Origin of the sequence: Thiomonas sp. UBA7699, from assembly GCF_002482605.1 — a bacterium.
Taxonomy (GTDB): domain Bacteria; phylum Pseudomonadota; class Gammaproteobacteria; order Burkholderiales; family Burkholderiaceae_C; genus Thiomonas; species Thiomonas arsenitoxydans.
Genome location: NZ_DLGH01000012.1, coordinates 1 through 6,870, shown reverse-complemented (window position 1 = coordinate 6,870; position 6,870 = coordinate 1). Strand labels below are relative to the sequence as shown.

Below are 6,870 nucleotides of genomic sequence, written 5' to 3'. Positions count from 1 at the left end.
GCCGCTGGTGTCGGCAATGTCGCCAAGACCGGCGCGCAGGCAGCAGGCCGCCGCGCCGCGTCCGGCGCTTCCGCTGCCGGGCAGAAGGTGGCCGATTCCTTCCGTGCTGGCTGGAACGGCGCGGATGCCGGCGCTGCCGGTTCCGTCCAGGCCGCCGCAGGCGAAGGCGCGGGCAGCGCACCGAAGCAGGAGCAACCTGCTTGGGCCAAGCGGATGCACCGCCGCCAGCAGATCACCCATGCCGCGACCACCGCCGCCCACACGCTGCGCGGTGGCGACGGTGGCGGCTCGGGGCAAGGCCCGAGCCTGCGCCCCGATGAATGACTCGATACCTGACCACACAGGAGAACCCCTATGCGATTCAAGCGACCGCAGGTGCGCTATGCCGACACGCCGCAGCCTGCCACCCCTTACCAATCCGCCGCGCAGGTGTGGGACGACCGCATCGGCGCGGCCCGCGTGCAGGCGAAGAACTGGCGATTCATGGCCTTTGGTTGCCTCACGCTCGCGGTACTGATGGCCGGCGGCCTGGTATGGCGTTCGGCGCAGTCCATCGTGACGCCCTATGTCATCGAAGTCGATCAGTCGGGGCAGGTGCGCGCCGTCGGCGAAGCCGCCACGCCATACCGGCCCGCCGATGCGCAGATCGCGCACCACTTGGCGCGCTTCGTGACGCTGGTGCGCTCGCTGTCCATCGACCCCATCGTGGTGCGGCAGAACTGGCTGGATGCCTACGACTACACCACCGACAAGGGCGCGGCCGTGCTCAACGACTACGCCAGCAAGAACGACCCATTCGCCCGCATCGGCAAGGAGTCGGTGACGGTGCAGATCACCAGCGTGACCCGCGCCAGCGACACGTCTTTCAACGTGCGTTGGACGGAACAGCGATTCGTCAACGGCGCGCCCGCCGGCACCGAACGCTGGAACGCCGTGCTTTCCACCGTCCTACAAACCCCGCGCACCGAACAGCGCCTGCGCAAGAACCCGCTGGGTATCTACGTCAATGGCCTGTCGTGGAGCCGCGAACTGGATTCTTCCGAAGGAGCCAAGCCATGAACCTGTCTTTCCGCTTTTACGCTTTACCGTTGATGCTTCTTGTCCTGGCGGGTTGCGCCACGCAGGGAAAACCACCGCCGACCATTTCGCTCGATGAGCCGGTGCAAGCACAACCGCTGCCGGAACCGCCCAAGCCCGTCGAAGTCGTCGCCGTGCCCGAACCGCTGGCGCTGCCCGCGCAGTTGAAGGCGCTGCCCGAGGCAGACACGGCCCCGGCCACGCCGGAGCCGGCCGACGAGAAGGTGCGCGTCTCGCGCGCCAATGCCGAGGCACGCATGGCGCCGACCCACGAGGGCTACGTCAATGCGATTCAGGTGTGGCCCTTCACCGATGGCGCGCTCTATCAGGTCTATGCCGCGCCGGGGCGCGTGACCGTGGTTTCGCTCCAGCCAGGCGAAGAACTGGTGACTGTTGCAGCAGGCGATACCGTGCGCTGGATCGTCGGCGACACGTCCAGCGGCAGCGGCGATGCGCTGCGCGTCAATGTGCTGGTCAAGCCCATCCGTTCGGGCCTCAAAACCAATCTTGTCATCACCACCAGCCGCCGGACGTACCTGCTGGAGCTGACCTCGACGGAAAAGGCATGGATGGCGTCGGTGTCCTGGGACTACCCGAAAGACCGGATGCTGGCCTTGCAGCGCCAGTCGCAGGCGGCCAACGCCGCTGCGCCAGTCGATGCCGGCTTGTCGCTGGAGAAGATCCGCTTCCGCTACGCGGTCAGCGGTAGCAATCCGCCGTGGAAACCGCTGCGTGCCTTCGATGACGGCAAGAAGGTCTATATCCAGTTCCCGCCGGGCATCGCGCAAGGCGAGCTGCCGCCGCTGTTCGTCATCGGCGCGCAGGGTGACGGGCAACTGGTGAACTACCGTTTCCGTTCGCCGTACTACATCGTGGATCGGCTGTTCGGCGCGGCTGAACTGCGCCTGGGCGGCGATGGCGGCGACGTGGTGCGCATCGAGCGCACCGATGGTGTGGCTCGGAGGAACTGACCATGAGCCAGGACGACACTCCCGACCTCGCCGCGCCACAGGCGGGCAAGATCGCGCCCGAGGCGGTGGCGCTGCGCGCGCAGCCGCGCCCGGTCACGCGACTTAACCGGCGCAGGCTGGCCATCCTCGCCGGTGGCTTGTCGGTCGCCGTGCTCGGCGCGCTGATGTGGTCGCTGCAACCGCAGCGGCGCGGTGCGAGCGAACAGACCGAGCTTTACAACGTGGATCGCGTGTCGAAGTCGGAAGGACTGGATGCGCTGCCGGCGGATTACTCGAAGCTGCTACCCGCCGTTCCCGAGCTGGGGCCGCCGCTGCCGGGCGATCTCGGCCCGGCCATCGTGAAGTCGCAGCAGCCGGTGACAGCCGCCTACGCGGCCCCCGGCCATGACCCCAACGATGCGCTGCGCAAGGAAGCCGACGCGGCCGCGGCTTCGCCCGTGTTCTTCCGTTCGGGTGCGCAGGCGGCCGCGCCGGTCGCGCAGTCGCAGGTCACTGCCGCGCCAGGCTTCGCCGCCAATGCGGCGTTCGACCCGATGGCCGCCGGGCCGGCCTCGACGGCGGCCCAGCCTGCCGACCCGACCACCGTGCAGAACCGGCAAGACCAGAAGGAGGCTTTCCTGAAAGGCGGTTCCACGGAACCCCGTAATTCCGGCAACCTGACCCTGCCGGCTTCGCCGTACCAGGTCATGGCCGGAACGGTGATCGTAGGTGCCTTGGTGACGGGCATCAAGTCGGACTTGCCGGGCGACGTGATCGCCACGGTCACGGAGCCGGTCTATGACACGGCCACCGGCAAGTTCCTGCTGATCCCGCAGGGATCGCGCATCCTCGGGCGCTACAACAGCCAGGTCAGCTACGGGCAGAGCCGGGTTCAAGTTGTCTGGAACCGGATCATCCTGCCGGACACGTCTTCGCTCACGCTCGACAACCTGGTCGGCACCGACCCGGCCGGCTATGCCGGCCTGGAAGACGATGTGGACTACCACTGGGGCCGCATCTTCGCCGGTGCGGCGCTGACCACACTGCTGGGCGTCGGCGCCGAACTGGCCGCGCCAGAGAACCGGCAGGACGGCGACCGCATCATCATCGCCGGGCGCGACAGCGCTCAGGACAGCATCAATCAGGTCGGCCAGGAGATGACCCGGCGCAACCTCAACATCCAGCCCACCTTGACCCAGCGCCCCGGCTTGCCGGTACGCATCATCGTCAACCGCGATCTGGTGCTGCGGCCATACCAGCCGCTTTTCTTCAACAGGGGGACTTCACGATGAGCACGACCAAGAAACTACGGCTTGGCCCTTTGCCGCGCCATGACATGACGAAGCTGACCTTTTCCTGCCCGACCAGCCTGAAAGCCGACCTCGACTGCTACGCGGCGCTGCACGCGCAGACCTATGGCGAGATGGTCGATGCGGCCACGCTGATCCCGCATATGTTGGCTGCATTCATGGCCGGGGATCGGGGATTCAGGAAGGGAGGTGCGGGCAAGGCCGCACCTCCGACGCCGAGCTGATGATGCCGGTTTCCGCTGGCGGCCATCCCTGGAACGCGCAGCCCGAAGCTGCGCGTTCTTCGTTCTGGAGGACGGTAGCCGGTCGGGCTATGATGATGAAATGTGGCCGCCGTCTGCTGGCAATCGTCTCTGATGCAGCACGCTCCGGCTTTCTATCGCGACGCTCCTATGTGGCTCCCAGCCCACGATGCCGCCATCCTGCAAAGCGGCCCAAAGTAGAGCTAAACCCGCGCCCCATTTAGACTTTCGGCCATCAGGCTGTTTTCACAAGACGCTTGACACCGGAACTTTTTTGATTCAGTGCTGCCGAAACCAACCGCCGCTGCCGATCGCCTTTCTTGGCCTGTAGTAAGGTAGAAAGCTCATCGGCTCCTCTGCCCTGCTCTCCCATGCTGACCATCCAATCAAAACACCTCGCCTCTCTTTTCGCCGCCTTTTTGCTGGCCCTGAGTACCGCGCAGGCGGCTACGCTCGATCAGGCGTCTGCCTTGCTGGATGCGGGGCATTTGACGCAGGCTGACCACGTCTTCGCGCAGGTGCTGGCGGATCAGCCGCATTCGGCGCAGGCGCACTATCTGGACGCGCGGCTGCTGGCCGCAGAGGGCAAGTGGCCGCTGGCGGAGCAGGAGCTGGAACTGGCGCGTCGCCTCGATCCGACCTTGAGCTTCGGGCCGCAGGAGCAGGTGCAGGCGCTGGCCAACGAGGTGCTCAAGCACCAGTGGAAGAACCCGTCCGGGTTCGCGGGTTACGGACAGGCCGCGCTGGCGGCGCTGTTCGTGCTGATTTCGGGCTATCTGGTCTTCGGGGTGATGCGCCACCGGCGCCAGCCGCCCAAGGTCTGAGCGGCGGCGCCCTGCGCGGCCAGGCGACAGCGGGCGGCCGGGCGATTTCTCCCCATCAAGGTTTGCGTTTCAGGGTGAGGACGGTGTAGGCGCCGTCGATCTGCTGCGCACTGAATTCCACCGTGTCGCCGACCTTGAGGCCATCGAGCAGGGCTTTGTCGCGCACCCGGTAGTTCATGGTCATCGCGCCCATGCCCAGCGCGGGGATGGGGCCGTGGCGCAGGGTGATCTTGCCGCTTGCGGCGTCGATTTTGCGCACTACACCTTCGGTCTGGTGTTCGCCTTGCGCGCCGGATGCAGCGGGCTGCATCATCTGCATGTGTTGCGCCATGCCTTCGGGGGTGGAATGGTCGTGGTCAGCGTGGCTTGGCGCGGCCAGGGCGGGCGTGCAGAGTGCTGCGGCCAGGGCGAGAAGGGAGCAGGTTTTCAGTGACTTGTTCATGGTGGGTTCCTTTGCAGGGGTTGAAGAAACAAAAAGGGGATAGGGGCAGGGCGAGGGCGGTCAATGCGCATGCTGCTGGGGCTTGCGCACTTGCAGCGTGTCTTGGGTGGCTTGGGGTTCGGTGGGGTCGGTGCGCGCGGGCGGCAGATCGGCGGTGGGCACGGCGTGGGCTTGGGTGCCGGGCGGCATGCGGTACCAGCCAGGGTCGCGGTAGTCGCCGTGGGCGAGGTCGTCGCGCACTTTGAGCACGCTGAACATGCCGCCCATTTCCACCGAGCCGTAAGGGCCGCGCCCGGTCATCATGGGCAGGGTGTTGTCGGGCAGGGGCATGTCCATCTCGGCCATTTCGGCCATGCCCTGGCTGCCCATGGCCATGTAGTCGGGCAGCAGCTTTTGCAACGCGGGGGTGAGGTCGTCCTGCTGCACGCCGATCATCGTCGGCACGCTGTGGCCCATGGCGTTCATGGTGTGGTGCGATTTGTGGCAGTGGAAGGCCCAGTCGCCAGGGTTGTCGGCGATGAACTCGATGGCGCGCATCTGCCCCACGGCAATGTCCACCGTCACTTCGGGCCAGCGCGCGCTCTTGGGCACCCAGCCGCCATCGGTGCCCGCCACTTCGAACACATGGCCGTGCAGGTGGATGGGGTGGTTGGTCATGGTGAGGTTGCCCATGCGGATGCGCACGCGCTCGCCGGTGCGCGCCACCAGCGGGGCGATGCCGGGAAAGGCGCGGCTGTTCCAGGTCCAGAGGTTGAAGTCGAGCATGGTGTTGACCTTGGGCACGCTCGACCCGGGATCGATGTCGTAGGCGTTGATGAGAAAGGCGTAGTCGCGATCGACCGCCATCTGCCGCGGGTTTTTGGGGTGGACGATGAACAGGCCCATCGCGCCCATGGCCATCTGCACCATTTCGTCGGCGTGCGGGTGGTACATGAAGGTGCCGCTTTTGCGCAGCTCGAATTCATAGACGAAGGTCTGGCCGGGTTTGATCTGCGGCTGCGTGAGCCCGCCAACGCCGTCCATCCCGTTGGGCACCGGCATGCCGTGCCAATGGATGGTGGTGTGTTCCGGCAGCTTGTTGGTGACGAAGATCCGGACCTTGTCGCCCTCAACCGTTTCGATGGTGGGCCCCGGCGATTGCCCGTTGTAACCCCAAAGATGCGCCTTCATTCCCGGCGCAATTTCCCTCACCACCGGTTCCGCCACCAAGTGGAATTCCTTCCAGTCCCCGTNNCGCCGTCCATGCCGTTGGGCAGGATGAGGCCGTGCCAGTGCACCGTGGTGTGCTCGGGCAGCTTGTTGGTAACGAACAGGCGCACGCGGTCGCCTTCCACCGCTTCGATGGTGGGGCCGGGGCTGGAGCCGTTGTAGCCCCAGAGCTTGGCCGTCATGCCGGGCGAGATTTCGCGCACCACGGGTTCGGCGACGAGGTGAAATTCCTTCACGCCGTCTTTCATGCGAAAGGGCAGGCTCCAGCCGTTGAGGGTGACGACCGGGTTGTAGGGCCGGCCGGCGTGGGGATGCAGCGGGGCTGCGGTATCGGCGCTGCTGTATTGATGGGGTTCGGGTGCGGCGGCCAGGGCGTTGCGGCTGGCGGCGCCTGCGGCGACGAGGGCCGCGGCAGCGCCGAGAAAATGGCGTCGGGTATTCATGCTGTGAAAGTCCTGTGGGTCAGTGGCTGGAGACGGCCGGGGCGGCGTTGGAAGAAGTGGAGTCGGGCAGGGCGCCCGGGCCTGCGTCCACGCCAAGCTGGGCGGCTTGCCAGGCGGCGTCGGCCAGCCAGTAATTGCGCTGCGCGGAGATGGCCTCTCGCACCGCCTGCACCTGCGTCTGCGCGGCGGCGACGAGCTGAAAGGTGCCGATGAGCATGCCGTTGTAGCGAAGCTGGCTCTCATCGAGCACGGTCAGCGCCAGGGGCACGATCTGCTCGCGGCTGAGGCGCTGCTGTTGCCAGGCGCTGCCGCGCAGGGCGTCGGCCTCGCGCAGTTGCGAGGCGGCGCGGCGCGCGGTGGCGATGGCGCGGTT

7 protein-coding genes and 3 pseudogenes are annotated in these 6,870 nt (G+C 66.6%); 6 read left to right on the top strand and 4 right to left on the bottom strand.

Features of this window, described 5'->3' with window-relative positions:
- The 6 genes and pseudogenes from B3H47_RS04735 to B3H47_RS04710 form a co-directional block, all read left to right on the top strand.
- Window positions 1-324 (top strand): annotated as a pseudogene (locus B3H47_RS04735) (P-type conjugative transfer protein TrbL); the annotation flags it as partial.
- A 30-nt stretch (window positions 325-354) separates the two neighbouring features.
- Window positions 355-1,059 carry a conjugal transfer protein TrbF gene (gene trbF / locus B3H47_RS04730; protein WP_057381818.1) on the top strand — a complete coding sequence of 235 codons (705 nt, stop codon included), beginning with the start codon at window positions 355-357 and terminating at the stop codon, window positions 1,057-1,059.
- Complete coding sequence (trbG, locus tag B3H47_RS04725; protein WP_033045704.1) at window positions 1,056-2,048, top strand: P-type conjugative transfer protein TrbG; 993 nt, start codon at window positions 1,056-1,058, stop codon at window positions 2,046-2,048. The genes trbF and trbG overlap by 4 nt, the downstream gene beginning before the upstream one ends.
- Before the next feature lie 2 nt (window positions 2,049-2,050).
- Window positions 2,051-3,319, top strand: a complete 1,269-nt coding sequence (locus tag B3H47_RS04720) for a TrbI/VirB10 family protein (protein WP_057381819.1) — start codon at window positions 2,051-2,053, stop codon at window positions 3,317-3,319.
- Window positions 3,316-3,561 carry a DUF2274 domain-containing protein gene (locus B3H47_RS04715; RefSeq protein WP_023082476.1) on the top strand — a complete coding sequence of 82 codons (246 nt, stop codon included), beginning with the start codon at window positions 3,316-3,318 and terminating at the stop codon, window positions 3,559-3,561. The genes B3H47_RS04720 and B3H47_RS04715 overlap by 4 nt, the downstream gene beginning before the upstream one ends.
- A 389-nt stretch (window positions 3,562-3,950) precedes the next feature.
- Window positions 3,951-4,403, top strand: coding sequence for a tetratricopeptide repeat protein (locus B3H47_RS04710; protein WP_156053279.1), 453 nt, complete (start codon window positions 3,951-3,953; stop codon window positions 4,401-4,403).
- 55 nt (window positions 4,404-4,458) lie between these two features.
- On the opposite strand, the gene B3H47_RS04705 is transcribed toward B3H47_RS04710, so the two are convergent.
- The 4 genes and pseudogenes from B3H47_RS04705 to B3H47_RS04690 form a co-directional block, all read right to left on the bottom strand.
- On the bottom strand, window positions 4,459-4,845 hold the full coding sequence (locus tag B3H47_RS04705; protein ID WP_156053278.1) for a copper-binding protein: 387 nt from the start codon (window positions 4,843-4,845) through the stop codon (window positions 4,459-4,461).
- Window positions 4,846-4,905: 60 nt separating this feature from the next.
- Window positions 4,906-6,066, bottom strand: a pseudogene (locus B3H47_RS04700) (multicopper oxidase family protein); the annotation flags it as partial.
- The gene (locus B3H47_RS04695) at window positions 6,033-6,497 is read right to left on the bottom strand and encodes a multicopper oxidase domain-containing protein (protein ID WP_414718227.1); all 465 of its coding nucleotides are present in this window, start codon (window positions 6,495-6,497) and stop codon (window positions 6,033-6,035) included. The pseudogene B3H47_RS04700 and the gene B3H47_RS04695, both read right to left, overlap by 34 nt.
- 19 nt (window positions 6,498-6,516) lie before the next feature.
- Window positions 6,517-6,870, bottom strand: a pseudogene (locus B3H47_RS04690) (TolC family protein); the annotation flags it as partial.